Annotated in this window: 26 protein-coding genes and 2 pseudogenes; 4 read left to right on the top strand and 24 right to left on the bottom strand. The window is 67.0% G+C overall.

Annotated elements, in window-relative coordinates:
• Positions 1-50: 50 nt before the first annotated feature.
• The 13 genes and pseudogenes from GH681_RS24115 to GH681_RS08005 form a co-directional block, all read right to left on the bottom strand.
• Positions 51-365: pseudogene (locus GH681_RS24115) on the bottom strand (PAAR-like domain-containing protein); the annotation flags it as partial.
• A gap of 10 nt (positions 366-375) precedes the next feature.
• A complete protein-coding gene (locus tag GH681_RS23345; protein ID WP_194271175.1) occupies positions 376-1,359 on the bottom strand; it encodes a type VI immunity family protein in 984 nt (327 codons plus the stop codon).
• A 37-nt stretch (positions 1,360-1,396) separates the two neighbouring features.
• The gene (locus tag GH681_RS08045) at positions 1,397-2,479 is read right to left on the bottom strand and encodes a DUF4150 domain-containing protein (RefSeq protein WP_153160954.1); all 1,083 of its coding nucleotides are present in this window, start codon (positions 2,477-2,479) and stop codon (positions 1,397-1,399) included.
• Positions 2,449-3,282: a hypothetical protein gene (locus GH681_RS08040; RefSeq protein ID WP_228111828.1), complete on the bottom strand. Its 834-nt coding sequence runs from the start codon at positions 3,280-3,282 to the stop codon at positions 2,449-2,451. The genes GH681_RS08045 and GH681_RS08040 overlap by 31 nt, the downstream gene beginning before the upstream one ends.
• 3 nt (positions 3,283-3,285) lie before the next feature.
• Positions 3,286-3,567: a hypothetical protein gene (locus tag GH681_RS23620; protein ID WP_228111827.1), complete on the bottom strand. Its 282-nt coding sequence runs from the start codon at positions 3,565-3,567 to the stop codon at positions 3,286-3,288.
• A complete protein-coding gene (locus tag GH681_RS08035; protein ID WP_153160953.1) occupies positions 3,564-4,643 on the bottom strand; it encodes a DUF2169 domain-containing protein in 1,080 nt (359 codons plus the stop codon). Before GH681_RS08035 ends, GH681_RS23620 begins: the two co-directional genes overlap by 4 nt.
• A 3-nt stretch (positions 4,644-4,646) precedes the next feature.
• Positions 4,647-4,901 (bottom strand): hypothetical protein, encoded by a 255-nt coding sequence (locus GH681_RS08030; RefSeq protein ID WP_153160952.1) that lies wholly within the window; start codon positions 4,899-4,901, stop codon positions 4,647-4,649.
• A gap of 17 nt (positions 4,902-4,918) precedes the next feature.
• Entirely contained in the window at positions 4,919-6,208 is a 1,290-nt protein-coding gene (locus GH681_RS08025) for a hypothetical protein (protein WP_228111826.1), read from the bottom strand.
• A 305-nt stretch (positions 6,209-6,513) separates the two neighbouring features.
• Positions 6,514-6,633, bottom strand: a pseudogene (locus GH681_RS23615) (IS5/IS1182 family transposase); the annotation flags it as partial.
• 205 nt (positions 6,634-6,838) lie between these two features.
• Positions 6,839-7,021: a hypothetical protein gene (locus GH681_RS08020; RefSeq protein WP_153160951.1), complete on the bottom strand. Its 183-nt coding sequence runs from the start codon at positions 7,019-7,021 to the stop codon at positions 6,839-6,841.
• Positions 7,018-7,305 carry a hypothetical protein gene (locus tag GH681_RS08015; protein WP_153160950.1) on the bottom strand — a complete coding sequence of 96 codons (288 nt, stop codon included), beginning with the start codon at positions 7,303-7,305 and terminating at the stop codon, positions 7,018-7,020. The genes GH681_RS08020 and GH681_RS08015 overlap by 4 nt, the downstream gene beginning before the upstream one ends.
• Positions 7,306-7,602: 297 nt before the next feature.
• Positions 7,603-8,961: a tRNA lysidine(34) synthetase TilS gene (gene tilS / locus GH681_RS08010; protein ID WP_228111825.1), complete on the bottom strand. Its 1,359-nt coding sequence runs from the start codon at positions 8,959-8,961 to the stop codon at positions 7,603-7,605.
• Positions 8,948-9,916, bottom strand: a complete 969-nt coding sequence (locus tag GH681_RS08005; protein ID WP_153160949.1) for an acetyl-CoA carboxylase carboxyltransferase subunit alpha — start codon at positions 9,914-9,916, stop codon at positions 8,948-8,950. Before GH681_RS08005 ends, tilS begins: the two co-directional genes overlap by 14 nt.
• 172 nt (positions 9,917-10,088) lie before the next feature.
• Here GH681_RS08005 and murJ point away from each other — a divergent pair, with 172 nt between their 5' ends.
• On the top strand, positions 10,089-11,627 hold the full coding sequence (murJ, locus tag GH681_RS08000) for a murein biosynthesis integral membrane protein MurJ (protein WP_153160948.1): 1,539 nt from the start codon (positions 10,089-10,091) through the stop codon (positions 11,625-11,627).
• 45 nt (positions 11,628-11,672) lie between these two features.
• Entirely contained in the window at positions 11,673-12,302 is a 630-nt protein-coding gene (locus GH681_RS07995; protein WP_153160947.1) for a YbhB/YbcL family Raf kinase inhibitor-like protein, read from the top strand.
• Between the two features lie 6 nt (positions 12,303-12,308).
• Here GH681_RS07995 and GH681_RS07990 read toward each other — a convergent pair whose 3' ends face one another.
• From GH681_RS07990 to GH681_RS07955, 8 genes are all read right to left on the bottom strand, one after another.
• A complete protein-coding gene (locus GH681_RS07990; RefSeq protein ID WP_153160946.1) occupies positions 12,309-14,012 on the bottom strand; it encodes a gamma-glutamyltransferase family protein in 1,704 nt (567 codons plus the stop codon).
• Positions 14,002-15,267, bottom strand: a complete 1,266-nt coding sequence (locus GH681_RS07985) for a 6-phosphofructokinase (protein WP_153160945.1) — start codon at positions 15,265-15,267, stop codon at positions 14,002-14,004. The genes GH681_RS07990 and GH681_RS07985 overlap by 11 nt, the downstream gene beginning before the upstream one ends.
• Positions 15,268-15,357: 90 nt before the next feature.
• Entirely contained in the window at positions 15,358-16,011 is a 654-nt protein-coding gene (gene adk / locus GH681_RS07980) for an adenylate kinase (RefSeq protein WP_153160944.1), read from the bottom strand.
• 58 nt (positions 16,012-16,069) lie between these two features.
• Complete coding sequence (kdsB, locus tag GH681_RS07975) at positions 16,070-16,837, bottom strand: 3-deoxy-manno-octulosonate cytidylyltransferase (RefSeq protein WP_153160943.1); 768 nt, start codon at positions 16,835-16,837, stop codon at positions 16,070-16,072.
• Entirely contained in the window at positions 16,834-17,022 is a 189-nt protein-coding gene (locus tag GH681_RS07970) for a Trm112 family protein (RefSeq protein WP_141348759.1), read from the bottom strand. Before GH681_RS07970 ends, kdsB begins: the two co-directional genes overlap by 4 nt.
• Positions 17,003-18,013, bottom strand: coding sequence for a tetraacyldisaccharide 4'-kinase (lpxK, locus tag GH681_RS07965; RefSeq protein ID WP_153160942.1), 1,011 nt, complete (start codon positions 18,011-18,013; stop codon positions 17,003-17,005). The genes GH681_RS07970 and lpxK overlap by 20 nt, the downstream gene beginning before the upstream one ends.
• 27 nt (positions 18,014-18,040) lie before the next feature.
• The gene (locus GH681_RS07960) at positions 18,041-18,463 is read right to left on the bottom strand and encodes a biopolymer transporter ExbD (RefSeq protein WP_153160941.1); all 423 of its coding nucleotides are present in this window, start codon (positions 18,461-18,463) and stop codon (positions 18,041-18,043) included.
• A gap of 10 nt (positions 18,464-18,473) precedes the next feature.
• Positions 18,474-19,079 carry a MotA/TolQ/ExbB proton channel family protein gene (locus GH681_RS07955; RefSeq protein ID WP_153160940.1) on the bottom strand — a complete coding sequence of 202 codons (606 nt, stop codon included), beginning with the start codon at positions 19,077-19,079 and terminating at the stop codon, positions 18,474-18,476.
• 299 nt (positions 19,080-19,378) lie between these two features.
• Between GH681_RS07955 and xseA the strand changes: the two genes are divergently transcribed.
• Both xseA and GH681_RS07945 read left to right on the top strand, forming a co-directional pair.
• On the top strand, positions 19,379-20,737 hold the full coding sequence (xseA, locus tag GH681_RS07950) for an exodeoxyribonuclease VII large subunit (protein ID WP_153160939.1): 1,359 nt from the start codon (positions 19,379-19,381) through the stop codon (positions 20,735-20,737).
• Between the two features lie 131 nt (positions 20,738-20,868).
• Positions 20,869-21,456 carry a superoxide dismutase gene (locus GH681_RS07945; protein ID WP_153160938.1) on the top strand — a complete coding sequence of 196 codons (588 nt, stop codon included), beginning with the start codon at positions 20,869-20,871 and terminating at the stop codon, positions 21,454-21,456.
• Positions 21,457-21,537: 81 nt separating this feature from the next.
• Here GH681_RS07945 and arsB read toward each other — a convergent pair whose 3' ends face one another.
• From arsB to arsA, 3 genes are read right to left on the bottom strand one after another with little or no spacing between them, the layout of a single operon-like run.
• Positions 21,538-22,584 (bottom strand): ACR3 family arsenite efflux transporter, encoded by a 1,047-nt coding sequence (gene arsB, locus GH681_RS07940; protein WP_228111824.1) that lies wholly within the window; start codon positions 22,582-22,584, stop codon positions 21,538-21,540.
• Positions 22,581-23,090, bottom strand: a complete 510-nt coding sequence (locus tag GH681_RS07935) for an arsenate reductase ArsC (RefSeq protein ID WP_153160936.1) — start codon at positions 23,088-23,090, stop codon at positions 22,581-22,583. The genes arsB and GH681_RS07935 overlap by 4 nt, the downstream gene beginning before the upstream one ends.
• A gap of 1 nt (position 23,091) precedes the next feature.
• Positions 23,092-24,879, bottom strand: coding sequence for an arsenical pump-driving ATPase (gene arsA / locus GH681_RS07930; RefSeq protein WP_153160935.1), 1,788 nt, complete (start codon positions 24,877-24,879; stop codon positions 23,092-23,094).
• Between the last annotated feature and the right edge of the window lie 4 nt (positions 24,880-24,883).

Raw genomic sequence — 24,883 nt, 5'->3', positions numbered from 1 at the left:
GCGCACCCCCGACGGGGCGACGATGACTTGCGCCCCTGCCTGTTCATGAACAGCTTGTCAGTGAGCCGGCAGGCGGGCTTGCCTTCGAAGAACACGTCGACGGAGTGGGTGATCCAGTCGGTGCCGCCCAGGTGGATGCCCGAGACGATCCCACCCATCGACCTGCCTTCGTCGACCACGCGCTCGGCAAACTGGCTACCAAAGTTGGCGATGCGGTTACCACCATCGGCGAAGACGCTGACGGCGCCCTTGATCATGCAGGCGACAGCATTGGTGTTGCAGGGAAGCGGGAAGGCAATTTTGTCGAAGATGCAGATACCGCCTTCGTGCTGGACGAGTTCGGCAACGGTTTGATTAATGTCCATGAGACTCGACTCAGTCAAACCGTCGAATCCAGGCTAATGCCTCTTCTCTATCGTCCAGCCCCTGCGGCACGCGGAACAGCCCATCGTGGTCGTAGCCCTCGAATCGAATTGATTTCGTATAACGCGCCACCAACCTATAGGCTTCGGGAACGTCGTCACTCCCGGTGTCGCCGATCTGCGGACAGGCCCCAGCCTGGATTACCACCCCGCCCGGGTAGGCGTGCAGCTTGCACACCGGCTCCAGCGCCGCGCGCATCTTGTCGCGTCCGCCCAGTTCCCCAACCAGCGCGTCGCTCAGCACGGTCAGCCAGTTCACGCATTTGATGCGGTTGTGAACTGACTGCGCCTCCATAGAGAAATCCACGCACCCTTGGAAATCAAACCCAGGAAAGCGCTTGAACAGTTGCTGGGCGTATTCGCTTTCCTGTTTGCTCTCGAATATGAAGACAAACCCGGCGCTGCCATGTACTGGCTGGCAGATGGCGCACCAGCGCAAAGTGGCAGCTAGTAGCACGTCAAAATTCGGCACCCCTTGGTTGTTACATATCTGGAAATGGGCGTTGACGCAGGAAAGTTCGTGTTCTTCCGCACGACAGACCATAACATCGGCTCGGTACGGATCAACGCTGTCAATCTTCATGCCAATGTCCACCATGCCCATCAGCGCTGCACCATAGCCATTGTGCGGTGGCAGATCGATGTCGGCTTGGATACGGGCACGCGGGTCGCCAGAGAACTTGACCGCGCGTTTCGTCCCTCGGGCCAGGAAACGATCCACTTTGTCTGGAAACATTTTCCAGTAATCCACCATGAACTCCAGCGCGCGCTGGCGTAGCAAAAGCTGATCGCAAGGTGACATATATAGTTCCGCCCCCAGGCCGAACTTGCAGGCGACAGCATCGGTGTTGTAGGGAAGCGGGAAGGCAATTTTGTCGAAGATGCAGACACCGCCTTCGCGCTGGACGAGTTCGGCAACGGCTTGATTGATGTCCATGGGGTGTCATTCTCCTTGTCGATACAGCGGCACGGGGTCAAGGGATGGGGATGGCGTTGCGGGCTGGAATGACCCGCGTACCTTCCGAGATGATCAGCACGCCCCATAAGGCCCAACCCGTCAGGGCGACGCCGGTGGCGGCCTGGAGCGCGTCGCCGTACTTGTCGATGAAGCTCTTCTTCGGCTCGGGTGCCGTCACCGGCGCCGGATGTTGCGGCGGCTCCTCGTCGTCGTCGCAGTTACAGCGTTGGTCGACCTTGAACTCCTCGAAGTTCTTTTTGCTACCTGTCTGCCGCTTGGCGATGTCGCGGTATTCTTTTGCCGCTTCGTTATCCAGCGAATCCCCCGGAAACTTCACATCGAAGATTTTGCTCAACTTGCCATCCGCGCCGATGCGGCCAATGTCCAGGCGACGGGAGTCGGGCCAAGGATATTGCGAGCTGGGCAGGCCTGGGTTGGACGTGCTGCCGATCATATCCCAGCCACCGCCCCGGTCGAAGGACACCTCGCGCCACATCCGCGCGTCGGGCTTGGGATAGCGGCCGGTGCGGGCATTGGCCGGGCCGTTGTAATACTTGTCGTCGATCTTCCTGCGCATGCACTCTTGAAACGTCTGGCCCCGTTGAAGCGGCTGCGGCCCGCCTTTCTTGTGGGTGTTCCAGCACGCGCAGGCCATTTCGCAAATCTCGTCGAAGAAGTCCTGATCGGCCTGGGGCAGGTCGCGTTGCTTCAAACCCGCCATGTTCACCGTGTTGCGGTGGTTCATGAACAGCTTGTCGGTGAGCCGGCAGGCGGGCTTGCCTTCGAAGAACACGTCGAAGGAGTGGGTGATCCAGTCGGTTTCGGCCAGGTGGGTGCCAGAGACGATCCCGCCCATCGACCCGCCTTCGTCGAACACGCTCTTGGCAAACTGGCTGCCAAAGTTGGCGATGCTGTTGCCGCCATCGGCAAAAACGCTGACGGTGCCTTTGATGAGGTCGCGCGAGTAGGCCTCGTTCTGGTAGGGCAGCGGGATGCCCGTGCTTGGCGTCTTGCACACGTCGGGCAAGGTGTTGTGGCTGACGCCGCCGCTGCCGCGATGGCATAGGGTCAGGCCGTTGATGTTGATGGTGATCGCCATGCGCGAATCTCCGGCAGATTCCGTGTGGGTTGGCTGGCACCGAGGACGGCGGCACCACGCAATGTGTCGTCTGAGCTGGCAAGCACCAGGATATGAGTGCCCTGCGGCCGCCGCCATTGGCCGTAGGCTGCCAGGGCAACGTGCGCCAGGGCGCTGGCGCTGTGCAAGTCGCCGCTGGCGAGCGCCGGCACGCTGCGCTGCCAATCCGGGGTGAACGCGCGGCCCAGACGCAATGCGGCAAAGCCGAACTGGTCGGCGCGGTAGGGCTCGCCGTTGAGATCGGCGATCAGCTGACCGACCGGGGCGGGGCTGTGCGTGCGCGCTTGCTCGATGGCCTGGCGTGCCGCCTGGGTGAGGCCCAGGCCCGTACAAGGCCGGGGTGAAGTATGCGTAACGGGCTCCAGCGCGGTGGCGCAACCCAGCAGCCGCGCCCAGCTCGCCGGGGCGAGCTGGACCGACGCGCCGAGCGCGATGGCGGCGGCGCCTTCGCCGGGCACGCGGCCATAGGCATTGCGGCGCAACTGTCCATGGAGCGGCGTGCTGGCGCCGTGCAGCAGTCCTTGCAGGTCGAGCCAGTGCAGCGCCTCGTGGCCCAGGCCGGCTTCGACGGCGAGCACCACGGCCAGGGCGTCGGGCTGGGCGTGGAGTGCCTGCCGCGCCGCGACCAGCGCGGCGATGCCGGCCGCGTGGCCGCCGCAGACCAGGTGGATGTGCTGCCATGGCCACAGTTCGTGCTGAACGGCTGCGCCCACCTGCTCGACCAAGCCGGGTGGCATACCGGGCCGGGCGGCGTCGGGCAGCACCAGTCAGAGCAGGCGAGGCGCGGTGTGCAGCGCGTGCCACTGGGGTATCAGCGCTTGGGTGAGCTGGGCCAGTGCGTGGCGGGCGAGCACGTGCCAGCGCGAGGCATCGAATGCAGACGCGTCGGGAAAGCAACTGATGCGCGGCGCGCTACCGGCGCAGTCGCGGTAGATCGGGTGGTATTGCAGCAGTGAGAGCTGGCTGCGCACCGCCGCGTCGGCCAGCTCGAGACTGGGCCCGGAGGGGAAGGCGCAGGCGGCACCGAGGATCAAGGGAGCGCCGCTCATGCGCCCGCTCCTGCGTCTTCGTCACCAACCGGCCAGTTCAGCTCGGCGTTCACCGTCCCTGACGGGCGATCCAGCGGACGCTGTTTTTGCAGGATGCGGGTTTTGTCCAGCCGGTTGACCTGGGCATGGCAGGGCACGGCCATGTGGTGCACGATGCTGATGCGCGGATAGTCCGGCTCCAGTATCAGGCTGTGGATCACCGAGCGGCTGGCAACCGAGCTGCCATCGGTGAAGTAGGTCTGGAAAGCCAGCGTGAGCTTTGGCAGCTTGAAGGCCAGCTTGCCGTCGGCCGCATAGCCGGGCGGGGTGAGGTTGACCAGCATGACTTCTTCGCCACCGCGCAGGTGCCCTGCCGCTTGCTGCGCGGCAGGGGCGAGCTGCCAGTGGCGGGGGTCGAGATCCTGCGGTGGCAAGGGGTAGCGTTGCTCGAACCAGGCCGCGTCGTAGGTGCCGGCGTATTGACGCCGTTGGGGCCAATGACCGGGGATGGGGCCGAATCCCAGCGGTGCGGGTCTGTCGCCGGGGTTGCCGATCGGGTGGTCGTGCGCTTCGACGTTCGGCAGCCAGACCCGCCCATCCGCATCGGGTTGAATGCCAAGGCCCAGCGGGTTGCCGCTGTGGTGCTCGGCGTCCGGCGCATCGCCGCCAAAGGCGCGCTCGAACACCAACGGCATGCGCAGAAAAGGGATGGGCTTGCTCGGTGAGTCGAACTGCACGCCGCGTTGCCAGTAGCGATCCCCCGACACCAAGGCCAAACGCCTCATGGGGCCAACGCGAAAGCCGACGAGCAGTTCTTCCACGGGCTGCGCCCCTTGCGCATGGGCATGGCCGCACAGCAACACATCGGTGACGGGTTTCGGAGGGCCGAGGTCGGTGTCGTAACGCAAACTGCGCAGGCCCTCATTGGGTACCGGGCCGCCGTGCACCGGCACCTGCGCGTCGGCGATACGCGTGCGGCCATCGGGCAGGATGTCGTAAGTGGCTTTGACCGCGACGATCCAGACTTCGGCGCCCTCAGCGTCACGAATCCAGCCGCTGTCGGCTGCGAAGGGGGTGCGGTTGTCGAGCGCCCACATGCTTCAGTTCAGTTCAATCTGGCCGCCGACGATACGGTTGAGTCCTTCCGCGTCGCTCAGAATGTAGTCGCCACGCAGCGTGATCTTGCCGTTGGGGTAGAGCGTGATGCTCGACTTGCCGCAACGCAAGGTGATCTGCCGCTTGGCTTCGAGCACCAGCTCGTCGGCCATCGGGGCGGGCGGCTCGCATGTGGGCGCGACCGGGGCGCCGGTTTCGGTCGCCGGGGCGGATAAAAACAGTTCCAGTTCGTGATCCATGGGAGACACTCCTCTTCTCATTTCAGCTCGTGAAGCAGCGAGCGTTGTACGTCGGCGGGCAGTTCCGTGGGAAACAACGGTCCGCGGAGCAGGCGTTGGCGATGCTCGGCGGCCAAAGGACGCCAAGGCAGCAGGCCGCTGCGCAGGACGGTGGAGAGCCAGGATGGCGTAAGGGGCTGTCCGGCAAAGTAGCGCTGATCAGCGGTGAATCGTCCGCGCCGGGCGCGCCACCACGCGGCAAAAGCAGGGGCGTCCGGCCACGGCAATGCGTCGTCATCAGGGTTCGCGGGAAGCTGATCACCGGGCTCGGGAGGACGCCCGGTTCGCGCTGGTTTGGCACCGAGCCAGCCATCACGTCCGGGGTCGGAGCCGGTGATGAGCTCCAGCGCGGCAGCGGCGATCCCGCCATGCTGGCGATCCTCCAAGGCGAAGATCAGTTCGGGAACGGCGTCTACCTGCCCCTGCCAGCCAAGCGCCTGCAGGTAAGGTCGGCGGAACTCCGGCCGTGAGGCTAGACGGACCAACAGCGGCCCGGTCCGGGCCGGCGCATGTAAGACGAGTGTACGCAGTGCGCCCGTCGCAATCGTGTCCTGTTCGCCCACGGCCAGGGTTTGCAAGGCGTCGCAGGCGGGGCCATGGTGCTCGAGTGGTCCGAGTGTCAGCAAGGTCTGCGCCGCCGCCAGACGCACGGCGGGTTGCGCATGGTCGAGATAACGCAGGCCAGCGGGCGCCAGATCGGCTCGACCGAGATCACGGACCAGCTGCAATACGGCACACAGGCTCTCCGCATCGAACGCCTGCGTGCGCAGCCAAGCCAGCGTGCGCTCATCCAAGCCTGGGCAGTCGCGGTGACGCAGGCCGGTCAACCCGATCCGTTTCGCCAGGGGCAGCGAGTCGATGGCGAGTTCCAGCAGCAGAGAGACCGGCGCCCATTGCAGCGCGGCGACCCGCGCCGGCATCAGATCGGGAATCGCTGCGGTCAGCGCGGCGGTGGCGTCCAGCAACTCGCCATCTTGCGTGGCCAAGGCGTAGTAGGTCAGCGCAAACAGCTCCGCACTGCGCATGGGCTCGTTCAGAAGACCGCCCAGGTGCTGCCGTGCAGGCGCGCCCAAGTAGACCAGCGCAGCCAACGCAGCCCGGATGCGGTCGTCGTAGGCCACGAGGTCGGCAAAATCCAGCGCCGGGTTGACCAGACGGTCGGCACGACGACGCCAGCCAAAGGCCAGCAGGTCCACATGGCGATCAGCCAGTTTGACCGCAGTCGTCGCAAGCAAACCGGAGATCACCGCAGCGTCCTCGGCAGCCATGACGGCCCGCAGCCACTTCCGGCGGTGTCGTCGGAACCGAAAGCCAAACCGATACTGGCCGATGTTTCGACGGCACGGTCAATGAATCTGCCTCCCATGCGCGCTCCAAGCTGACGATTCGAAATATCTTTTCAAGTTTGTTGGAAACCGCTGATCAATAGCGTTTCCAACGCATGCGCCTTCACGCCATCCGTTTGTCGATGACTTCGGTAACCGTCTTGTCTGCTTCCACCACCGCTTCTCGGGGGCGTTCGCGTGCCGAGCCCCCTTTTGCGGGCACAGCAGGCGGATCGCCCCCGTAACCACATCGCGGCTCGTCTCGCCGGATCAAGATTGGTCAGCCCTATCAGTGAGAACGCCTGCACGGTAGGCTTCGCGACCTCCTTGTAGGGCGCCGCGGTGCAGCCAAACTGGCGCTCAATCACACAAAGACATGCGCTCTACCCACGTCCGGATCGATGACTCCCCTCGGCGCCCCATCTACCGGATCAGGGTCAGGGGCCGATCAGGGTCGAGCACTTCAGTCCGAGCACCGGGCCGGCTTATGTAAGCTCAATTAAACGCCACATCCCCTTTCATCGCAAGCCGCATCCACTGGGCATGGAACGCGGGAGATGCAGGCGATGCCCGCTACCCCGCCGCCCGCGGCGGCGGCGCTTGTGCTTTACCCTTCCCTTCTGATTCCGTCCCCTCCTCCGCCGCTTTCACTCGGGAGAGCGACTTGCGCTCGAATTTCTTCTTCAGGCCCATGGAGGCGATCTGGTTGGCGTCTTCGCCGTAGATGGCCTTCACTTGGTTCTTCGTTTCAATCATGATGCGTGGAATTCTTCTTCGGCGACGATAGCGCCGCCGCGGGCTTCTGCGGCGGCGTTGTTGGCGACGATCCCGGCTTCCAGCGCCCGGCGGTAGCGCTCGTCGACAGCAACGAGGATGGGGGCGGGATTGGTCGGGATAGGCGTGCTCAGGCGTGAGGGCGTGACGGGCGAGACTGAAGCGTATTTGGCCGCGGCAGAATCAAGCGCGTGCACGGCCGCATCGCCATCGGCGGCGGCTTGGTGGTCCTTGGTCACGGCCGGATCGTGCTCGTGCACCACCATGGACGATGCGGCGGTGGACGAGGACGCCTTGGCCCGGCGCGAGGAGGATCTTGACGCGCGGGAGGACGCCTCGGCCAGGGACGACGCGTGTTTGACGGCGGGTGGTTACGGCTGCTGCGCCCGTACTGTGGCGAAGGTGGTGTTGGGTTACGCTGCGCGAACCCGACCTACGCGGGCTGGGGCCGGCGAAGTTCGATCTGGGGCCGGTTCAAGTTCGGGTTGAACCCGTTCAAGTTCTTGTTGAACCGGTTCAAGTTCGAGATGAAGTCGTTCAACTTCGACTTGAGCCCGTGCAAGTCAGACTCGAACTTGTTCAACTTCAGGTTCGCCCGGCCAGCCCGACCACACCGGCACCCACCCGGCCGCGCCCGCCGGGCATGCAAACTGCGCAGCCACTCCCACCCCGGCGATCCACGCCAGTTGATCGCCTACCCACAGCAGCGGCAGCTCATCCCGTAGCCAGCCCGGCACGCCGGCTTCCTGCAGCAGCTTCTTCAGCGCCCGGGACGGCCCGTCAGGATGCACACGCAGACGCTCGCCGCCCCCACGCCGACGCAGCAGGCACGGCCCTCCGGCCAGCAGCGCCGCCGCCAGCCCTTGTCCCGTCGCCGGCCGGAAGGCCACCTCGCCACCGGCCCAGGCCAGCGTCGCCTCGCCAGACCACACCAGCGCTGCCGGTGCATCCCGGCACTCCACGGCCTCCAGCCACCATTCGTCGCGGTAGATGCACAGCGCCACGCTGCCCAGCGGCAGGCGCAGCCCGGCCGGCGCCGCAGCGGCGCGGAACTGGCGCTCCAGCTCGACCAGCCTGTCCTCATCGGGCATCGCCGCGCCGGCCGCCGCCAGCACCCGACGCAGCACATTGCGCAGCCGCGGCGACGTGAGCCCGACGGCCCCGGCACGCCGATAGCGCCGCGAACCCGGCCGGGCCAGCGCAGCCAGATCAGCGTCGGCCAGCTCGTCCAGCAGGTCCGACGCCTCGGCGGCAAGTCGGCCGAGACGCGCAAGCCCTGCCGCCGCACCGGGAAAGCGCGCGCTCACGGCCGGCAGGATGTCGTTGCGCAGAAAGTTGCGCGAGAAATGGCTGTCGGCATTGCTCGGATCGTCGATCCAGCCCAGATCGTGAGCGGTGGCATGGGCCATCAGCGCCGACCGGGGTACGTCCAGCAGCGGTCGCCACAGGCCCGGCTTGCCGCCACCCGGGACGACCGCCCGCATCCCGCCAGCGCCGCGCACGCCAGCTCCGCGCAGGGCACGAAAGAGGACTGTTTCGGCCTGGTCATCCCGGTGATGGGCGAGCGCCAGCCAGTCGGCGCCGCCTTCCAGCAGCACCGCGCGGCGGGCATCGCGGGCGGCGGCTTCGAGGCCACCGGGATGGGCGCGATCCACCGTCACGTCGTGCACGGCAAAGGGCACGTCCAGCCGCTCGCACAGCGCGCGGCAGACGTCACCCCACGCCGCCGATCCCGGCACAAGGCCGTGGCGCACGTGGGTGGCGGTCAGATCAAAATGAAACTGCCCGCGAAGCCCCGCGAGCAGATGAAGGAGAACCGTGGAATCGAGCCCGCCGGAGAGGCCGACCCGGATGCGCCCCGCGGGTGCCGGCAGGCGCTGCCAGCTCGCCGCGACGCGGGCAGACAGATCAGTCGACGGCAATTTCCTTGAACTTGCCGTAGCTCATCAGCCGCTCGAAACGCCGTTCGAGGAGCTCGGACGGCGACAGGTCGGACACCTGGCGCAGGGCATCCTGCAGCGCCCGCTTGAGGCTCTGGGCCATCGCACGATGATCCCGGTGGGCGCCGCCCACGGGTTCGTTCACCACCTTGTCGATCAGCCCCAGGGACTTGAGGCGGCCGGCGGTGATGCCCATCGTCTCGGCGGCATCGGGGGCACGGTCGGCGCTCTTCCAGAGAATGGAGGCGCAGCCTTCCGGCGAGATCACCGAGTAGGTGGAGTACTGCAGCATCATCAGCTGGTCGCCCACGGCGATCGCCAGCGCGCCGCCGGAGCCGCCTTCGCCAATGATCGTGCAGATGATGGGCACCTTGAGATTGGTCATCTCGTAGAGGTTGTGGCCAATGGCCTCGGACTGGCCACGCTCCTCGGCGTCGATGCCGGGATAGGCGCCCGGGGTGTCGACGAAGGTGAAGATCGGCAGCCCGAACTTCTCGGCCAGACGCATCATGCGCAGGGCCTTGCGGTAGCCCTCGGGGCGCGGCATGCCGAAGTTGCGGAAGATCTTTTCCTTGGTGTCGCGGCCCTTCTGGTGGCCGATGACCATGCACGGCTGGCCGTTGAAGCGGGCCAGGCCACCGACGATGGCCTTGTCGTCCGCAAAGCTGCGGTCACCGTGGAGCTCTTCGAAGTCGGTGAAGATGTGCTCGACGTAATCCAGCGTGTACGGCCGCTGGGGGTGGCGCGCCACGAGGGCGCACTGCCAGGGCGACAGCTTGGCGTAGATATCCTTGGTGAGACCAAAGTTCTTCTGTTCCAGGCGGGCGATCTCTTCGGAGATATCCACGGCCGAATCGTCCTGCACGAAGCGCAGTTCTTCGATCTTCGCCTCGAGCTCGGCAATCGGCTGCTCGAAATCCAGGAAGGTCGTTTTCATTGGGGGCAGGCTCAAAAAAATTTCCCGCATTTTACCCCATCGCCCCGAAAGAAACCCAACGGGCGGGCAGACACCACGCCCGACAGGCAAATCGCATTGCTGCACAGCGCAACAAGCCGCTAACATCCCGTCCTTTTACCCGCTCCGCGGCCCCTCCCCCTTCATGGCTTCGATGAATCTCCTGCGCGCCCTCGCCACCGTCAGCGGCATGACGCTGCTGTCACGCATCCTCGGCTTCGTGCGCGACTTCGTGGTCGCCCGGGCCTTCGGCGCCGGCGTCGAGACCGACGCCTTCTTCGTGGCCTTCCGCCTGCCCAACCTGCTGCGGCGGATGTTTGCCGAAGGCGCGTTCTCGCAGGCCTTCGTGCCCATCCTCGCCGAATACAAGAACAAGCGCGGAGAAACGGAAACCCACCGCCTCGTCAATCACGTGGCGAGCGCGCTGGGCCTGGTGGTGCTGATCGTCTCGATCATCGGCGCGATCTTCGCCCCGTTCATCATCTACGCCACCGCACCGGGCTTCTCGGCCGACGCCAACAAGTTCGAGCTCACCGTCCAGCTGACCCGCATCACCTTCCCGTACATCTTCTTCATGTCGCTGGTGGCGCTGGCCGGTGGCGTGCTCAACACCTGGAGCCGCTTCGCGATCCCGGCCTTCACGCCGGTGCTGCTCAACATCGCCTTCATCGGCATGGCGCTGTTCGCCGCACCCTACTTCGATCCGCCGGTAATGGCGCTGGGCTGGGCGGTGTTCATCGGCGGTCTGGCCCAGCTGGTGCTGCAGATCAAGCCCCTGGCGCAGATCGGCATGCTGCCGCGCTTCTCGCTGAATTTCTCCGATCCGGGCGTGCGGCGCATCCTCAAGCTGATGGCGCCGGCGATCCTCGGCGTGTCGGTCAGCCAGATCTCGCTGCTCATCAACACGGTTTTCGCCTCCTTCCTGCCCAGCGGCAGCGTGTCGTGGCTGTACTACGCCGACCGCCTGATGGAGTTCCCGGCCGGGATGCTGGGCGTGGCGCTCGGCACCATCCTGCTGCCCAGCCTCTCCAAGATGCACGCCGACAAGAACCCCACCGAGTTCTCGGCGCTCCTCGACTGGGGCCTGCGCCTCACCCTGATGCTCACCCTGCCCGCCGCGCTGGGCCTGGCCCTGCTGGCGGTGCCGCTCATCACCACCCTCTTCTACCACGGCGCATTCACCGCCGCGGATGTCTTCCAGACGCGCACCGCGCTGGTGGCCTACAGCGCCGGGCTGGCCGGGCTGATCCTCGTCAAGGTGCTGGCGCCGGCCTTCTACGCCCGCCAGGACGTGCGCACGCCGGTCAAGTTCGGCCTCATCACGCTGGCGGTCACCCAGCTCATGAACCTCGTGTTCATCGGCCCGCTGCAGCACGCCGGGCTGGCGCTGTCCATCGGCCTCGCATCGTGCATCAACGCCGGCATGCTCTACCGCGGCCTGCGCCAGCGCGGCATCTACATGCCCCAGCCGGGCTGGGCCAAGTTCGGCGCCAAGCTGGGCGTGGCGCTGGTGGTGCTGGGGCTGGCGGTGTGGTTTGCGGTGGGCGCCGATGCGGTGTGGCTCAAGTATCCGGGCACCGAGCGGACGATCCGCCTGCTGGTGCTGGTAATCGGCGGCATCCTGGTGTATTTCGCCACCCTGTTCGCCCTGGGTTTCCGGGTCAAAGACTTCCGCCGCCGCGGCACGAGCTGAAATAAAATCCGGGGAAACCTGCAAGAACAACCCGGAGACATCAGCATGCAACTGACCAGCCAGAGCCTGACCGACGGCACCCCGATTGCCGGCGAATTCGCCTTCTGCGTGCCCGCCGCCGAGGGCCACGTGGCCCTCAGCACCAACCGCAATCCGCATCTTGCCTGGGCGGGTGCCCCTGCCGGCACCCAAAGCTTCGCGGTGATCTGCCACGACCCCGACGTGCCCAGCCGCGGCGACGACGTGAACCAGGAAGGCCGCAGCGTGCCGGCCGATCTGCCGCGGGTCGACTTCTTCCACTGGGTGCTGGTGGACCTGCCCGCCGGCACCACCGCCATCGAGGCCGGCGCCCATTCGAGCAGCGTCACCGCCAACGGCAAGCCCGGCCCGGACGCCCCGGGCGGCGGCCGGCACGGCATCAACGACTACACCGGCTGGTTTGCCGGCGACGCGCAGATGAAGGGCAACTACTTCGGCTACGACGGCCCCTGCCCGCCGTGGAATGACTCCATCCGCCACCGCTACGTGTTCACGGTCTTCGCGCTGGACATCCCCCGCGTGCCGGTCGAGGGCATCTTCACCGGCCAGCAGGTGCGCGACGCCATCGCCGGCCACATCCTGGCCCAGGCCAGCCTCACCGTCAGCTACAGCCTCAACCCCGCCGTCCCGGCGTAACGGGCATCACTCTCCGCCGGCCCGCCCTTCCCGGCGCGGGTCGGCCGCACCAATCCAGCCCTTTCCGCTGCGCACCACCAGCGCAATGCCGCTGGTCATGTCGGTCTCGCGCAGCATGTGCCCGCGGGTCCGCAGCCCGTCGATCACCTCCGGCGCCATCCGGCCCCGCTCCACTTCCGTCGGCCCGTTGCGGCTGCCGAGGCGCGGCTGGCTCACGATCTGCGCCGGGCTCAAGCCACCTTCCAGCAAACCCAGCAGCGCCTGGGCCACGTAGTTGGGAATCTGGCTTCCGCCCGGCGAACCAAGCACCGCGTAGAGCCGGCCCTTCCGGTCGAACACCAGCGTCGGCGCCATCGAACTGCGCGGGCGCTTGCCAGGCTCCAGCCGGTTGGCGCCGTCCGTCGAAAAATCCGTGAGCTGGTTGTTGAGCAGAAAGCCACCGGCCATTCGCCGGTTGCCGAAGGCGTCCTCGATGGACGACGTGAGCGCCACCCCGTTGCCGGCCCCATCGACGATGGAAAGATGCGTCGTGGACGGCCGCTCGCCTTCCTCGCCGGGCGCTGCGCAGTCGATGCCCGCCGACCGCCGCGCCGGGCCGGCCATCTCGCCCACCAAGGCCGCCCGCCGGGCCAGATAGCGCACGTCCAGCAGCGCCGCCACCGGCACTGGCCGGAACGCCGGATCGCCCACGCACCCCGCCCGGTCGGCGTAGGCCAGCCGGCCGGTTTCGGCGAAGTGGTGGGCGAAGGCCGTTGAATCCGGCGGCATGCCCGCTGGCAATGCGCGCCAGATCCCGAGCATCGCCAGCACCGTTGTCGCACCGGAACTCGGCGGCGGAAAGCCGCACACGCGGTAACCACGAAACGGCCGGCACAGGGCGTCCCGGCGGGTCGGCGCGTACGCCAGCAGATCCCGCCGGCCGAGCAGCCCGCGCGCATCCGCCACGTCGGCCGGCGAACCACCCCGCACCGCATCGCTGATCGCCTCGGCCAGCGGGCCGCGACGCAGCGCCTCCGGGCCTTCGGCCGCAATGTGCCGCAGGCTGTCGGCGAGGGCCGGATTGCGCAGGCGATGGCCCACCGGCCACGCTTGCCCGTCGGCATCAAAGAAATGAGCCTGCAGCGCCGGATCGGCAAAGCGGCCCTCGTGGGCGAGCAGCCGATGCAGGCGTGGCGACACCGCAAAGCCATCTTCCGCCAGCCGGATCGCCGGCTCGAACAGCCGCGCCCAGGGCAGGCGGCCAGACTTGGCATGGGCCGCGGCGAGCATCGCCACCAAGCCCGGCGTGCCGACGGCCCGCGGATCACGCGCTGCATCGAGAAAGCCCAGCGGCGTGCCCGACCCATCGGTGAAGGGAAAACGGGATGCCGCCAGCGGCGCGGTCTCCCGGCCGTCCCAGGCGTCGATCCGCCTGGTGCGGGCATCAAAGTGCATGAGCAGCCCACCGCCGCCGATGCCCGACGACTGGGGCTCGACCACGCCCAGCACCATCTGCGCGGCGATCGCCGCATCCAGTGCCGACCCGCCTTGCCGCAGGACGGCGACGGCGGCGTCGGTGGCGTGGGGATTGGCGGTGACCGCCATGAAGCGCGTGCCCGCGGCGGGCGGTGAAAGCGTGAAACCGGCCGCGATCTCCGGCGGCGGCGGAAGCTCGGCCCGGGCGCCCAAGGCGACCAGGCCCAGCGTCAGCAGTACGCCATCAAGGCGCATAGGCGGGCAGGCAGGCCGGGACCAGAGGCAACTGCAGGCGCAGGTAATCCGGCAGCCCGCCTGCAAAGCGGGGCCAGTCCTCACCTTCGATCAGCGGACGGCACCAGCGCCGGAAGGCATCCGTGACGCCGAAGCCGTCCGCCGCGATGAACTCGGCCGGCAGCCGGCGCTCCAGGTTGCCCACCGCCTCGAAGGGCGACAGGTTGGTGCGCCAGCGGTAGGGCGAATCGGCGAGGCGTTCGATCCCCACCACGCCCTGCTGCCCCGCCAGCGCGCGCCGCACCGCCGCCTTGCCCACGGCCGCGGCCTGGGCGGTGTCGGTTTTCGAGGCCAGATGGCGGGCCGAACGCTGCAGATAATCGGCCAGCGCGTAGTGCACCTTGTAGCCCAGGCAGGCATGGATGCGCTCGGCCACCACCTCGCCGGCGCCGCCCAGCTGGATGTAACCCTTCTGGTTGCGATCCTGCATCGCCAGCACCTTGCCGTCGGGCCCGCAGATGCCTTCCGCCACCACCACCGCGCAGGCGCCGACCCGCTCCACCACCGCCTTCACCCGGGCCAGGAAGGCCGCCTCATTGAAGGCGACCTCGGGCAGCAGGATGAGGTGCGGCGCGGCGTCGGCGTCCTCGGCGGCCAGGGCGCAGGCCGCGGCGAGCCAGCCGGCGTTGCGCCCCATCACCTCCAGCACGAAGGCGCGGCCGTCGTTGGTGGTCATCGCGGCGAGATCGAGCCCCACTTCGCGGACGGAGGTGGCCAGATACTTGGCGGCGGAGCCGAAACCCGGGCAGCAGTCGGTGCCGACGATGTCGTTATCCACCGTCTTGGGCACGCCCACCACGGTAAGCGGATAGCCCCGGGCGTCGGCGGCGGTCTGGATCTGGCGGCAGGTTTCCATCGACCCGTTGCCGCCGTTGTACAAAAAGTAGCGCACGTCGTGGGCCGCCAGCACCGCAAACAGCCGGTCGTACTGGGCCGGGTTGCGCTCGAGCGGGTCAAGGTCGAAGCGGCACGAACCGAACGCGCCGCCCGGCGTGGCGCGCAGGCGCCCGAGATCCGCGTCGCTGATCCCGGCGGTATCCACCAGCGTCTCGCGCAGCACGCCGAGAATGCCGTTGCGCGCGGCCAGCACGCGGCCGATGCGGTCCGGGTGGGATCGGGCCTCGTCGATCACGCCCGCCGCAGACGCGTTGATGACGGCGGTGACGCCGCCCGACTGGGCATAGAGGAGATTTCCGTGAAGCGGGTTTGCTGTCATCGCATCCACCGTGCAGCGAACCGACGTTCGCCGCCCAGAAATGAAAAGGGCCGGCTGTGAAGGCCGGCCCTGATGCTGCGCGCGGAGCGCTTACTTCAGTGCGTCAAAGGCGCGATCGCGGATTTCCTCGACCTTGCCAAGACCGGCGATCTTGCGATACTGCGGAGCGTTCGGCTCGCCGTTCGCAGCCCAATCCGAATAGTAGGCCACCAGCGGCTTGGTCTGGGAATGATAGACATCCAGACGCTTCTTGACGGTTTCTTCCTTGTCGTCGTCACGCTGGATCAGCGGCTCACCGGTTTCGTCGTCCTTGCCTTCAACCTTGGGCGGGTTGAACTTGACGTGGTAGGTGCGGCCGGAAGCCACGTGAACACGGCGACCGGACATGCGGCCGATGATTTCCTCGTCGGGCACGTCGATCTCGAGCACGAAATCGATGGGCACGCCGGCGGCCTTCATGGCCTCGGCCTGCGGAATGGTGCGCGGGAAGCCGTCGAACATGTAGCCGGACTGGCAGTCGGCTTCCTTCAGGCGATCCTTGACCAGCCCGATGATGATGTCGTCGGACACGAGGCCGCCGGCATCCATGACCTTCTTGGCTTCGATACCCAGCGGGGTGCCGGCCTTGACGGCCGCACGCAGCATGTCGCCGGTGGAAATCTGCGGAATACCGAATTTTTCCTTGATGTAATTGGCTTGAGTGCCCTTGCCGGCTCCCGGCGGTCCCAACAGAATCAGACGCATGCTTACCCTCCTCTGGTTATTGTCGCAGCGATGTGGAACAACGAACTTAACTTGAAACTTACGTAAGGTCAAACACGCGGCGGACCCGCTCGAGATCGTCGGCGGTATCGACGCCCGCGGGTGGCGCGTGATCGAGCACCATGACCTGGATCGGGAAGCCGTGGGCCATCGCCCGCAGCTGTTCAAGGGCTTCCCACTGCTCCAGCGGCGAAGCCGCGAGCGTGGAATAGCGCTTGAGAAAACCCGCCCGGTAGGCGTATAGGCCGATGTGCCGGAAAGCCGGCAACCCGGCGGGCAGCGTGCTGCGGTCGGCGGCGAAGGCATCCCGCGCCCAGGGGATCGGTGCCCGGGAGAAATACAGCGCGCGGCCATCGGCCCCCATCACCACCTTGACGACGTTCGGGTTGAAGAACTCGTCGACGGATTCGAGGGGATGGCAGGCGGTGGCGATGGCGGCAGCCGGATCGGCGGCGAGCGCGGCGGCCGCATCGGCGATGAGCTGCGGCGGAATCAGCGGCTCGTCGCCCTGCACATTGACGACCAGCGTGTCGTCAGCCCAGCCCAGTTGCGTCGCAACTTCGGCGAGGCGGTCGGTGCCGGAGGGATGATCGGCGGAGGTGAGGATCACCTTGCCGCCGGCCGCTTCGACCACCTCGGCGATGCCGCTGTGATCAGTGGCCACCCACACTTCGTCGGCGCCGGCCTGCACGGCCCGGTCGAGGACGCGCAGGACCATCGGCTTGCCGGCGATGTCCAGCAGCGGTTTGCCCGGCAGCCGGCTCGACGAATGGCGGGCCGGGATGACGATCTTGAACGGGACGCTCATCGGGCCTGGGCGAGTTCTTCTTCGGTCAGCGGACGAGCCTCTTCTTCGAGCATCACCGGGATGCCGTCGCGGATCGGATAGGCCAGCCGGGCGCTGACGCTCCACAGCTCCTGCTTGTCCTTGTGGAAGTCGAGCGGGCCCTTGGTGATGGGGCAAACCAGGATTTCAAGCAGTCGGGGATCCATCGATCTTCTCCACAATCAGTTCTGCCGCGCCCGGCGCAAGCTGCGCCCGGACCGGCCACACCCAGCTGTCAGCCGGGGCGAAAGGCGCGCATTTTACCGCATCCTTCTCGGTCATCAGAAGCACATCGCCATCGGGCACCGCCACATCGGCGGCGGTAAAGGCGTGATGATCCGCAAAGGGCCGCCGTTCGATGGTGAGGCCCATGGCTTCGAGCTGGGCAAAGAAGCGCTCGGGCCGCCCGATGCCGGCCATCGCGTGGACGCGCCGCCCCTTGAGATCGGCCGGCAGGCAGTGCTCGGCCCGGTTGCCGACGCGCTCGAAGGCGCCACCGGCCAGATGAAAATCGAACACCGGCACCGGCTTCACCGCATCAGCCAGATCGGCCGAGAGCCCACCGTGGGCGAGGATCACCGTCGCCTCGGCCAGCCGCCCAACGCCTTCGCGCAGCGGGCCGGCGGGCAGGCGCAGGCGGTTGCCGAGGGTGGCTTCGTCCACCACCACGATTTCCACGTCCCGGGCCAGCCGGTAATGCTGCAGGCCGTCGTCGGCGATCAGCACGTCCACATCCGGATGCGCCGCCAGCAGCGCCCGCCCCGCCACCGGACGATCGCGCCCGACGAAAACAGGGCAACCGGACGCCGCAGCCATCAGCACCGGCTCGTCGCCATAGCGGCTTGGGTCGCCGCCCACAGGCACCTCGGCCACGCCTTCAACCGTTCCGCCGTAGCCACGGCTGACGATGCCCGGCCGCCTGCCGCGGGCGCGCAGCTCGGCCGCCAGCCACAGGGCGATCGGCGTCTTGCCGCTACCGCCGACGGCGATGTTGCCCACCACCACTACTGGCACCGGCAGCCGCTCGGCCTTCTTCAGCCCAAGCGCAAACAGCCGGCGACGCGCGCCAGCGAGGAATCCGAACAAGAGGGAGAGGGGAAGCAGGCTCCACGCCGCCGCCCCACGGTGCTGCCAGAAGCCGGGGGCGCTGCGTGGCATGGAGAAGACTGGATGGCTCGGAAGGGACTAGCGCTGGGCCGCCTGGGTGGCGAAGGAGATGTGCACCAGGCCAGCCTGCTGGGCCGCCTGCATCACGTCGATCACGCGCTGGTGCGCCGCCTTGGCGTCGGCATTGATGATGACCACCGGATCCTTGGCGCCGGCCGGCACCACCGCCTGCATCGCGGCGGCAATGGCCGGGATGCCGGTGCCGCTGACCGCGCGCTTGTTGATGACGACCTCGCCGGTGGCGGTGACCGCCACGTTTACCTCGACGGCCTTCTCGTTGCTGGCCTGGGCATCTGCCGTGGGCAGGTTGATCTCCAGCCCGGCGAAACGGGAATAGGTGGTGGTGAGCATCAGGAAGATGATGATCACCAGCAGCACGTCGATCATCGGGATCAGGTTGATCTCCGGCTCCTCGCGGGAGCGGCCACGGCCGAAATTCATGGGATGTGCCTCAGCGACGTTCGCCGTGGACCACTTCGACGAGACGGATCGCCTGCTGCTCCATCTCGATCACGAAGCCATCGACGGTGGCGCGGAAGTGGCGCCAGAAGATCATGCTCGGCATCGCGATGACCAGACCGAAGCCGGTGTTGTACAGCGCGATGGAGATGCCGTGGGCCAGCTGCTGGGGGTTGGAACCGCCCGGCGTCTGGGAGCCGAAGATCTCGATCATCCCGACCACGGTGCCGAACAGGCCCATCAGCGGGCTGATCGAGGCGATGGTGCCGAGGGTGGTGAGGAAGCGCTCCAGATCGTGGGTCACGGCGCGGCCGGCTTCTTCGATGGATTCCTTCATCACCTCGCGGGAGCTGCGCATGTTGCGCAGGCCGGCGGCGAACACCCGGCCCATCGGCGAACTGAGGGCCACGCGGTTGATCATCTCGGGGGTTGCGCCGGTCTGACGCAACTCAGCCACGACCTTTTCGAGCAGGCCATCGGGAAGAATCTTGCTGCGGCGCAGCGTCAAGAGCCGCTCGATGATCAGCGCCACGGCAACGATGGAAGCAAACAACAAGGGCCAGATTGGCCAGCCGGCAGCCTGAAGAATGGCGAACACGCGAGGACTCCTGCGAATCGTACGAAGCCCGAGAATGTAACCTGCCCTCGGGAGGAGAGCAACACGAAACGCGCTCAGGACAATCCACAAAATCTGTGGATAACTTTGTGGATTGTTGCCCGGCGAACACCCTAAACCCGCAGCGGGTAAGGCTTTTTCCTACTCGGGTCAAAAATTAAGCGACAAGCACTTTCGTTTAAAATCAACAACTTACAACTTTTAACCCAAGTCAAGCCCGGCGGCCGGTTTTTTTTGACGTGGATCAGAGGTACATGTGGATTCCGGTAGAATCCGCACCCATGAACACCCTCCGAAATTCTGCAGAAGTCAAGCCCGGCGAAGTCGTTTCCGTCTCATGGCTCAACCGCGCCGCGCGCGAGGCGCTGGAGGGCAGCATCCCCCTTTTATGGGTCGGCGGCGAAATCTCCACCCTCACCCGCGCCGCCTCCGGCCATCTCTACTTCACCCTCAAGGATGCCGACGCGCAGGTGCGCTGCACCATGTGGCGCAACCGCGCGCAGATGCTTCCTTTCAAGCTCGAGCACGGGATGCGGGTGGAAGTGCGCGCCCTCGTCACCCTCTTCGAGCCCCGGGGTGACTACCAGCTCAATGTCGAGTCGGTGCGCCACGCTGGCGTGGGCAACCTGTATGAAGCCTTCCTCCGCCTCAAGGCGCGGCTGGAGGCCGAAGGGCTGTTCGATCCGGCGATCAAGCGCCCCCTGCCCCGCTTTCCCCGCGGCGTCGCGGTGGTCACCTCGCCCCAGGCTGCCGCCTGGCAGGACGTGATCGCGGCCTTTGCCCGACGCGCGCCGCACCTGCCGCTGTGCCTGTATGCCACCCTCGTCCAGGGCGACGGGGCCCCCGCCCGCATCGCCGCGGCGATCCGCCGGGCCGGCGCCCGGGCTGCAGCCGACGGCAACGACGTGCTGCTGCTGGTGCGCGGTGGCGGCAGCCTGGAAGACCTCGCCGCCTTCAATGACGAAGCCGTGGCCCGGGCGATCCGCGCCTGCCCGCTGCCGGTGGTGGTCGGCGTCGGCCACGAGACCGACGTGAGCATCGCCGACTTCGCCGCCGACCTGCGCGCCGCCACCCCCACCGCCGCCGCCGAGATCACCAGCGCCGGCTTCGTGGATCTGCGGGATCACCTGGAACGCCTGTCGATGCGCATCTCCCGCGCCATGCAGCGGCGCTTCGAAACCGCCGCCCAGCGCCTCGACCGGGCCGCCGCACGGCTCACCCACCCGCGCCAGCGCATCGAGCAGGCCCGTCTGCGCTTGGGCAACCTGGAGCAGCGCCTGCAGGCCCGCGTCCAGCGCCAGCTCGCCGCCAGCCAGGCCCGAACCACCGCGCTGGGGCTGCGCCTCACTGCCCGCCGGCCCGACCTGGCCGCCCGCAAGCGCACCGTCGACACCCTCGCTGCGCGGCTGGAGCGCGCCGGACGCAGCCTCATCCAGCGCCAGCAGGATCGCCTCGACGCCCTCGGCCAGCACCTCGCCCACCTCGATCCGAAAGGCGTGCTGGCGCGCGGCTACAGCATCACCCGCGACGCCGATGGCGGGATCGTGCGGGATGCGGCGAGCCTTGAACCCGGTTCGCGTATCCGGGTCGAATTCCACGTCGGCGAGGTCGATGCAACAGTGAACAGCAAAAAAGGCTGAACCCGGTGCAAAATAACGCATGGTGCAGCGGCAGCCGGAGGAGGTCTGGCCGCGTCCGATTGTGCAGTGAATCAAATCCCGACTAGAATAGTCGGGCAATTGAAACCCCAACCAAAACCCGGAGAACATCAATGGCTCACACCCTGCCCGAACTGCCCTACGCCAAGAACGCGCTGGTTCCGCACCTGTCCGAAGAGACTTTCGATTACCACTACGCCAAGCACCACAACGCCTACGTGGTCAATCTGAACAACCTCGTCGCCGGCACCGAGTACGAGAACCTGTCCATCGAAGAAACCTTCCTGAAGGCCCCGGCCGGCGGCATCTACAACAACGCCGCCCAGGTCTGGAACCACACCTTCTTCTGGAGCTGCATGAAGCCGAACGGCGGCGGCGCTCCGACCGGCGCGCTGGCCGACGCCATCAACGCCAAGTGGGGCTCCTTCGACGAGTTCAAGAAGGCTTTCCAGGCTTCCGCCGTGGGCAACTTCGGTTCCGGCTGGACCTGGCTGGTCAAGAAGGCTGACGGCAGCGTCGACATCGTCAACACCGGCGCCGCGGGCAACCCGCTGAAGACCGGCGAAGGCAAGCCGCTGCTGACCATCGACGTGTGGGAACACGCCTACTACATCGATTACCGCAACCTGCGTCCGAAGTTCGTCGAAACCTTCCTGGCCAGCCTGGCCAACTGGGATTTCGCCTCCGCGAACTTCGCCTGATCGCCGGCTGAATCAGCGCAGTAAAAAGCCCCGGGAAGCATTGCCTCCCGGGGCTTTTTCACGTCAATCGCCCGGCCGGAATCAGGTGGTTGCAAACCAGCGCCGCTGCAGCCACAGCGACACATTGACCAGCCCGATCATCACCGGCACCTCGACCAGAGGCCCGATCACCGCCGCGAAGGCCGCGCCCGAGTCGATGCCATACACCGCCACCGCCACCGCAATCGCCAGCTCGAAGTTGTTGCTGGCCGCGGTGAAGGACAGCGTCGTGCACTTGCCGTAACCCGCCCCGGCCTTGCGGCTCATGGCAAACGACGCGAAGAACATCACCACGAAGTAGATCAAGAGCGGGATCGCGATGCGCACCACATCCATCGGGATGGTGACGATCATCCGGCCCTTCAGGGCAAACATCACCACGATGGTGAACAGCAGCGCCACCAGGGTGATCGGCCCGATCTTCGGCACGAAGCGGCTGTGGTACCACTCCTTGGATACGTAGCGCAGCATCACCACCCGGGTGAGCACCCCGGCCACGCAGGGGATGCCCAGGTAGATCAGCACGCTCTCGGCGATCTGGCCGATGGAGATGTCCACCACCACCCCGGTCAGCCCGAACAGCGGCGGCAGCACCGTCACGAAGAACCACGCATACACGCTGTAGAACAGCACCTGGAAGATCGAGTTGAAGGCCACCAGCCCGGCGGCGTATTCGGTCGAGCCCTTGGCGATCTCGTTCCACACGATCACCATCGCGATGCAGCGGGCCAGCCCGATCAGGATCAGCCCGACCATGTACTCCGGCTTGTCGGGCAGGAAGATCACCGCCAGCGCAAACATCAGCACCGGCCCGATCACCCAGTTCTGCACCAGCGACAGGCCCAGCACCTTGCCGTCGCAGAAGACGTCGGGCAGCTCCTCGTAGCGCACCTTGGCGAAGGGCGGGTACATCATCAGGATCAGCCCGATGGCGATGGGGATGTTGGTGGTGCCCACCTGAAAGTGGTTGATCGCCCCTTCGATGCCCGGCACCAGATTGCCCAAGGCCACGCCCAGCGCCATGGCGGCAAATATCCAGACCGTCAGGTAACGGTCGAGGAAAGACAGTTTGCGGCTTACTTCACTCACGATTCACCTCGATGACCACGGCCGATCTCGTCGAGCTCGTGCTTGAGCGCCATGCCGTCCAGCTTGGCAATGGGCAGGCTGGCGAACAGCGAGATGCGCCGATGGAGGATCAGCAATGCCTGGGAGAAGGCGTGCTGCCTGGCTTCGACCGAGCCCTCGACAGCCGCCGGGTCTTCCAGCCCCCAATGGGCCGTCATCGGCTGACCGGGCCACACCGGGCACACCTCGCCGGCGGCGTTGTCGCACACGGTGAACACGAAATCGAGATGCGGCGAATCAGGGCCGGCAAACTCGTCCCAGCTCTTGCTGCGCAGCCCCTCGGTGGGCATGTGGTTGCGCTTCAGGAGTTCGATGGCCAGCGGATTGACCTGTCCCGCCGGGTGGCTGCCGGCGCTGAAGGCCCGGAAGCGCCCCCCGCCCACCTTGTTGAGGATGGCTTCGGCCAGAATGCTCCGGGCCGAATTGCCGGTGCACAGGAAAAGCACGTTGTAGATCTTGTCCGACATGTCACGCTCCTTGGTTGGCTTGGGTCCGGCGGACCATTTGGCAAAGACGTTCCACGCCCACCGGCTCGTGGCGCAGCAGCGGCACCAGGGCGTAGCGGGCGGCGTGGCGCGCAGCCACGTTCTCGATCTCGGCCAGCTCGTTGCGGGCGCGCCGACGCAGCAGCGTCGACCTCGGCCCGGCCGCCGCCACGCTGTTGTTGATGACCCACGCCCACGGCTCGATGCCAGCGCGGCGCAGGTCGGCCTGCAGGTTGGCGGCTTCCAGCACCGGCGTGGTTTCGGCCAAGGTAACGATCAGCACCTTGGTCCGCTGCGGGTCCTGGAGCTGCATCATCGGCGTGGTGAAGTGGGCGATGCCGCTGCCCATCTGGCGCATGATCTCCCGGTGATAGGCGCCGGTGGCGTCGAGCAGCAGCAGGGTGTGGCCGGTGGGCGCGGTGTCCATCACCACAAACTTGCGCCCCGCCTCGCGGATGATCCGGGAGAAGGCCTGGAAGACGGCGATCTCCTCGGTGCAGGGCGAGCGCAGGTCTTCCTCCAGCAGCGCCCGGCCCTGGGCGTCGAGCTTGGCGCCCTGGGTGTCGAGCACATGCTGGCGGTAGCGTTCGGTCTCGGCGGCCGGGTCGATGCGGCTGACGGTGAGCTGATCCAGCGAGCCTTCCAGTGTCTCGGCCAGGTGGGCGGCCGGGTCGGATGTGGTGAGATGCACCGGCAGGCCGCGCCGGGCGAGCTCCACCGCCACCGCCGCGGCGAGGGTCGTCTTGCCGACGCCGCCCTTGCCCATCAGCATCACCAGCCCGTGGCCGTCGGCGGCGATGCCATCCACCAGCCCGGCGATGTCCGGCGCGGCGGGCGGCGAAACAGGCGCCACATCGTCGGTCGGGCAGACGTCTGCCGGCGCGAAGAGCTGGCGCAGCGCGTCCAGCCCCACCAGGTTGAAGGGCTTGAGGGCGATCCGGTCGGTGGGCAGGCTGGCGAGCCCGGCGGGCATCGCGGCGAGGGCCGCCTGCTCCCGGGCGAAGATCGCCGCGGCGAGCGGGTCTTGCGCAGCGCCGTCCTCCGCCTCGCCCGCCGGCAGCAGGCCGTTGATGACCAGAAACTGCCGGTCGATGCCGATGGCGGCGAGCTCATCGTGGGTGCGCGCCACTTCGCGCAGGGTGGCCTGCTGGGCGCGGGCCACCAGCACCAGCCGGGTGCGCGCGCCGTCGGCCAGGGCATCCACCGCCGCCTTGTACTGGCTGCGCTGCTTCTCCAGCCCGGCCAGCGGGCCGAGGCAGGAAGCGTCGCCCTTCCCCGCCTCCAGAAAGCCGCTCCACGCGCCGGGCAGCTGCAGCAGGCGGATGGTGTGGCCGGTGGGCGCGGTGTCGAAGACGATGTGCTGGTAGTCGTGGGTCAGGCTGGAATCCACCAGCAGCCCGGTGAATTCGTCGAAGGCGGCGATCTCGGTGGTGCAGGCGCCGGAGAGCTGCTCCTCGACGCCCTTCACCACGCTGTCGGGCAAGAGCCCGCGCACCGGCCCGACGATGCGGTCGCGGTAGGCCTGGGCGGCCGCCTGCGGGTCGATCTCGAGGGCCGAGAGGTTGGGCACCGCCGGGATCGGCGTGATCCGGTTGCCGATCTCCACGCCAAACACCTGCCCCACGTTGGAGGCCGGGTCGGTGCTCACCAGCAGCACGCGCCGGCCCCGGGCGGCAAGGTCGATGGCGGTGGCGCAGGCGATGGAGGTCTTGCCCACACCGCCCTTGCCGGTGAAGAACACAAAGCGCGGCAGCGCCTCGAGGAATTGCATGGCG

This window comes from Zoogloea sp. 1C4 (assembly GCF_009469605.1).
Taxonomy (GTDB): Bacteria; Pseudomonadota; Gammaproteobacteria; order Burkholderiales; family Rhodocyclaceae; genus Zoogloea; species Zoogloea oryzae.
This window is presented reverse-complemented; position numbering and strand designations above follow the sequence as displayed.

What these genes read in the sequence shown, in the direction of transcription:
- GH681_RS23345 (WP_194271175.1), bottom strand. Translation starts at nt 1,359, where the DNA reads ATGGACATCAATCAAGCCGTTGCCGAACTCGTCCAGCGCGAAGGCGGT.
- GH681_RS08045 (WP_153160954.1), bottom strand. Translation starts at nt 2,479, where the DNA reads ATGGCGATCACCATCAACATCAACGGCCTGACCCTATGCCATCGCGGC.
- GH681_RS23620 (WP_228111827.1), bottom strand. Translation starts at nt 3,567, where the DNA reads ATGAGCGGCGCTCCCTTGATCCTCGGTGCCGCCTGCGCCTTCCCCTCC.
- GH681_RS08035 (WP_153160953.1), bottom strand. Translation starts at nt 4,643, where the DNA reads ATGTGGGCGCTCGACAACCGCACCCCCTTCGCAGCCGACAGCGGCTGG.
- GH681_RS08030 (WP_153160952.1), bottom strand. Translation starts at nt 4,901, where the DNA reads ATGGATCACGAACTGGAACTGTTTTTATCCGCCCCGGCGACCGAAACC.
- GH681_RS08025 (WP_228111826.1), bottom strand. Translation starts at nt 6,208, where the DNA reads ATGGCTGCCGAGGACGCTGCGGTGATCTCCGGTTTGCTTGCGACGACT.
- GH681_RS08020 (WP_153160951.1), bottom strand. Translation starts at nt 7,021, where the DNA reads ATGATTGAAACGAAGAACCAAGTGAAGGCCATCTACGGCGAAGACGCC.
- GH681_RS08015 (WP_153160950.1), bottom strand. Translation starts at nt 7,305, where the DNA reads ATGGTGGTGCACGAGCACGATCCGGCCGTGACCAAGGACCACCAAGCC.
- GH681_RS08005 (WP_153160949.1), bottom strand. Translation starts at nt 9,916, where the DNA reads ATGAAAACGACCTTCCTGGATTTCGAGCAGCCGATTGCCGAGCTCGAG.
- murJ (WP_153160948.1), top strand. Translation starts at nt 10,089, where the DNA reads ATGAATCTCCTGCGCGCCCTCGCCACCGTCAGCGGCATGACGCTGCTG.
- GH681_RS07995 (WP_153160947.1), top strand. Translation starts at nt 11,673, where the DNA reads ATGCAACTGACCAGCCAGAGCCTGACCGACGGCACCCCGATTGCCGGC.
- GH681_RS07990 (WP_153160946.1), bottom strand. Translation starts at nt 14,012, where the DNA reads ATGCGCCTTGATGGCGTACTGCTGACGCTGGGCCTGGTCGCCTTGGGC.
- GH681_RS07985 (WP_153160945.1), bottom strand. Translation starts at nt 15,267, where the DNA reads ATGACAGCAAACCCGCTTCACGGAAATCTCCTCTATGCCCAGTCGGGC.
- adk (WP_153160944.1), bottom strand. Translation starts at nt 16,011, where the DNA reads ATGCGTCTGATTCTGTTGGGACCGCCGGGAGCCGGCAAGGGCACTCAA.
- kdsB (WP_153160943.1), bottom strand. Translation starts at nt 16,837, where the DNA reads ATGAGCGTCCCGTTCAAGATCGTCATCCCGGCCCGCCATTCGTCGAGC.
- GH681_RS07970 (WP_141348759.1), bottom strand. Translation starts at nt 17,022, where the DNA reads ATGGATCCCCGACTGCTTGAAATCCTGGTTTGCCCCATCACCAAGGGC.
- lpxK (WP_153160942.1), bottom strand. Translation starts at nt 18,013, where the DNA reads ATGCCACGCAGCGCCCCCGGCTTCTGGCAGCACCGTGGGGCGGCGGCG.
- GH681_RS07960 (WP_153160941.1), bottom strand. Translation starts at nt 18,463, where the DNA reads ATGAATTTCGGCCGTGGCCGCTCCCGCGAGGAGCCGGAGATCAACCTG.
- xseA (WP_153160939.1), top strand. Translation starts at nt 19,379, where the DNA reads ATGAACACCCTCCGAAATTCTGCAGAAGTCAAGCCCGGCGAAGTCGTT.
- GH681_RS07945 (WP_153160938.1), top strand. Translation starts at nt 20,869, where the DNA reads ATGGCTCACACCCTGCCCGAACTGCCCTACGCCAAGAACGCGCTGGTT.
- GH681_RS07935 (WP_153160936.1), bottom strand. Translation starts at nt 23,090, where the DNA reads ATGTCGGACAAGATCTACAACGTGCTTTTCCTGTGCACCGGCAATTCG.
- arsA (WP_153160935.1), bottom strand. Translation starts at nt 24,879, where the DNA reads ATGCAATTCCTCGAGGCGCTGCCGCGCTTTGTGTTCTTCACCGGCAAG.